This is a genomic window from Candidatus Sulfotelmatobacter sp. (assembly GCA_035498555.1).
In the GTDB taxonomy this organism is placed as follows: Bacteria; Eisenbacteria; RBG-16-71-46; order RBG-16-71-46; family RBG-16-71-46; genus DATKAB01.
In genome coordinates this window covers 1-3,521 of record DATKAB010000011.1, presented here as the reverse complement: position 1 = coordinate 3,521, position 3,521 = coordinate 1, and the positions used below count along the sequence as shown (strand labels likewise).

Annotated in this window: 3 protein-coding genes; 1 reads left to right on the top strand and 2 read right to left on the bottom strand. The window is 69.8% G+C overall.

The annotated features are described in order from the left end of the window. The first annotated feature begins 349 nt into the window (after nt 1-349). Complete coding sequence (locus VMJ70_01445) at nt 350-1,432, top strand: hypothetical protein (protein ID HTO89771.1); 1,083 nt, start codon at nt 350-352, stop codon at nt 1,430-1,432. 22 nt (nt 1,433-1,454) lie between these two features. On the opposite strand, the gene VMJ70_01440 is transcribed toward VMJ70_01445, so the two are convergent. Continuing rightward, nucleotides 1,455-2,249: an alpha/beta hydrolase gene (locus VMJ70_01440; GenBank protein HTO89770.1), complete on the bottom strand. Its 795-nt coding sequence runs from the start codon at nt 2,247-2,249 to the stop codon at nt 1,455-1,457. A gap of 3 nt (nt 2,250-2,252) precedes the next feature. Next, on the bottom strand, nt 2,253-3,194 hold the full coding sequence (locus VMJ70_01435) for a DNA-formamidopyrimidine glycosylase family protein (GenBank protein ID HTO89769.1): 942 nt from the start codon (nt 3,192-3,194) through the stop codon (nt 2,253-2,255). Between the last annotated feature and the right edge of the window lie 327 nt (nt 3,195-3,521).

Below are 3,521 nucleotides of genomic sequence, written 5' to 3'. Positions count from 1 at the left end.
GGACTTCGGCAGTGCCTCGGCGTCCGAGCGCGACCTTCTCGTGCAGCGCGGGCAGCAGAGCCTCGGAAGCCAGATGCGACAGCGAGTAGCGTGACATGCGACTTGTCCCGCGGGGGCGGGTGAATCGGGGGCAACCCACTCTTTCTATCACGCCAGTTTTCGGCGCACGCAGATCGGCGCAGAGCGCGGATCTCGAGCCTGTTCGAAATATCGCGTGCCGAACGCACGAAACCCTGCGCACGCGCATCTCTCGCGCGCACGCGCACCGCGCCGAAAACCCTTCGAGCGCCACTCGCCCTGACCGTGAATGGCCTGTCAAGAGCAGAGTCTTCTGCCGATAACTGTTGGCATGAGTGCCTCACCCGAAAGACTCGACTCACCCGAAGAGCTCGACTCTCAGACGCGCTGGTGGTGCGCGGGCCTGCCGCTCGAGGAGCGTCGGCCGCTCGCCGATCTCGAGCGCACGCTGCTGAGTCGCGCCGCGCGCCGCGCGCTCGGCAGATTCACTCTCTCGGCGCTGGCGGCGCTCGCCTGGCTCGGGGGAGTCTTTCCGCTGGGTGACGCGATGGGCCGCGCCGACCGCCTGACGGAGAGCGCGGGCATCGCGGTCTATTTCGGCTGGATGTTGGGGCTCGGTCTCTGGCTCGCCTGGACGAACGACGCGTTCCGCGCGTGGCGCCGCCGCGTCCGCGACATCGAGGCCGGCGATCTGCTGGTGTTCGAGGGCCCGATGCCCGCCGAAGATCGCCTGCGCCGCGAGCCGCTCCGACTGGCGAGGATGGGCTTCCTGCGCCCGGGCCCGCTCGATCATCGCAGGCTCGTCGTGCTGGCTGGCTCGCGCCAGGTGTGGGCGCGCAACGATCGCGGCCAGGATCGCTTCGCCGACGTCTGGGTGCATCAGGTGGCGGCGCTTCCCGAGTACGCCTACCGCGTGCCGGTGTCACCCGAGCAGCTGCGGGTGGTCAGCCACCCCGAGCTGCGATTCCAGAAGCGCGTGCTGTCGGAAGCGGAGCTCGACGAGCTGCGCGACTACGTTTCGCGGCTGCGCCGCCCGGACCCGGGCCAGTGGTTCGCCGCGGTGCTACTGCTGCTCCTGCTCGCGGAGCTTCTCGGCCCCGGCGTGCCGGCGTCGCCGCCGCTCAAGCTCGTTGAACGGTTGTTTCGCGATCTCATGTTCCTGGCGGTGGTAATGATGGCGTCGGTGCGCTACTGGAGTCGGCTCCGATTCGCGAACGGCCTGGCGCGCGACGTGCAGATCGGCTGGGCGTTGAGCGTGGACCCCGAGAGCGTGGAGCCAATGCCGAACCACGCGTCCGATCACGGGGAGTCGGCGCTCGAAGCCGACCTGCCCGAGTTCCTCGCCCACTCGGGCGCGCTGTGGATCCATCACGGCCGGCCGGCGCCGTGGCGCGTCCTGCGCCGAGCGGCCTGAAACACTCGGCACCCCTCGCGGCCTAGCTCCGCTCGAGAAAGCCCGCGATCGCCCGATTGACGAGATCGGGATGCGTCACCGGTCCCATGTGGCCGAGGTCCTCGAACTCGACGACCTCGACGCGCGGCAAGACCGGAATCAGCAATTTCGCGACTCCCCGTGACGACATCGGCGAGCGCTTCCCGAGCAGGTAGAGAATCGGGACGTCCAGCTCCGCGAATCGCCCGATCGGCGTCGGCTCGTGAAATAGCGCATGGCCCCAGCCCGGCAGATGGTCGATCGAAGCGAGGATCGGCGCCTGGCGCGATTCGCCCATCGCGTCCCACGAGCCCGCGCCCATCCAGAAGTCGACGAACTCCCGCGCCGCGCCGGCGCGGTCACCCACCGCGAGCGCCGGAAGCGCCGCCGCCGCGGCGCCGCGAATGCCGTCGGCGTCGTTGGGCGGCGGCGAGTGCGCGTCGATCAGCGAGAACAGCGTCGGCTCGTAGAGCGCCATCGCCTGCACCCGGCGGGGTGCGGCGAGCGCCGCGATCAGCGCGATGGCGCCGCCATAGGAGTGCCCCACGAGAGCGAACGGATGGCCGGCCCGCTCGAACACCGGCTCCGCCAGCGCCGCTTCGTCGGCGAGCCACAAGCGGCGCTCGAACGGCCACGCCGGGCTGCGGCCCGAGCCGTACGAATCCACCGCGAATACGTGGTGATCCGGCGCCAGCGTCTCCATCAGCGGGCGCCACTGACTCGAGCTGCTCGAGTTGGCGTGCAGGCACACGACGCCCGGGCCGGATCCGGCCTCGCGGAAGTACGGAATCGCGGCCATCGCTCAGCGACCTCCGCGCGGCGCGCGGCGTGGGAGCGTCGCTGCGTCCAGCGAGCGGATCGCCTCCCACTCCTCGAGCGTGCGCGGCCAGTCCTCGCGCAGCAGCCGCGACAGCGCCCGATCCGCGAGCAGGCGCCCGCCGGTCTGACAACGCGGGCAGTAGTTGGTCTCGTTCTCGGCGTACACGATGCGTTGCACCGGAGCGCCGCAGTCGGGGCACGGCTTCCGGTGGCGTCCATGCACGGCCATCTCGGGGCGGAAGGCCGTGACTTTCTCGGGAAAGGCCTGGCCGGTCTGTTCACGCAATCGATCCGTCCATTCGATCAGGACATCACGGGTGGCGCGATGAAGCCGGCCGATCTCTTCGCTCGAAAGTCGAGAAGTCAGCTGCAGCGGCGACAATCGCGCACGATGCAAAATCTCGTCGGAGTACGCGTTTCCAATTCCGGAGAACAGGCGCGGGTCGGTGAGCGCGCGCTTTAGCGTGTGGTTCTCGCGCGTGAGCGCCGCGCGGAATTCCTCGAGCGAGGCCGCGAGCGGCTCGATCCCGCCGGCGTCGAGGGCGCGCACTGCCGGCTCGCCGCGCAGCACGTGCAGGCCGGCGCGCTGCCGGGTGGACGCCTCGGTGAGCAGCAGCGTGCCATGCTCGAAATCGAACGCGGCGAGCCCGACGCGGCCCGGGAGCTTCGCTCCGCGATCCCTCCAGCGCAGTCGGCCCGCGATCATGAGATGCAGCGCGAGCCACAGATCGTCTTCGAGCTGAAAGACGATGCGCTTGCCCATGCGGCTCACGCCGAGCACGCGCCTGCCGTTGGCCTCGCTCGCCGGCGGATCGAAGGTGCGCAGCAGATTGGGGCTCGAGACGCGCAGCCGCTCGAGCACGCGCCCGGCGGTCAGGCGCTCCAGATGCTCGACGTAGATCGTGACGTCCGGCAATTCGGGCATGCGCGTGAAAGTAGCCGATGGGCGAGGCGTGGATGGTGCGCGGGGAAGCCAGACGGACCAGGCTTCTCCTGGCCGACGCCTCACCTTCCTGCGAATGACGATGAGGCGCCGGCTTCCAGCGAGGGCGAACCTTCGCGTGGTCCGCGTCGCGCGCCTGTCTCCGCGCGCTGCCTGCCGCATGGTGGGGGCGGTGCGCAGCGGGGGCGTGGTCCCGCGGACAGACAAAATCTTGCGCCTCCGGGACTCCGGGGATCAAGTGGCAAATTGGGATCGTGGGTCAGAACCGCGTCAATCGCGGTCCGAATCAGCGTGGCGCGCGCCATGTTG

Coding starts and splice junctions, on each gene's coding strand:
- VMJ70_01435 (HTO89769.1), bottom strand. CDS start 3,194: ATGCCCGAATTGCCGGACGTCACGATCTACGTCGAGCATCTGGAGCGC.
- VMJ70_01440 (HTO89770.1), bottom strand. CDS start 2,249: ATGGCCGCGATTCCGTACTTCCGCGAGGCCGGATCCGGCCCGGGCGTC.
- VMJ70_01445 (HTO89771.1), top strand. CDS start 350: ATGAGTGCCTCACCCGAAAGACTCGACTCACCCGAAGAGCTCGACTCT.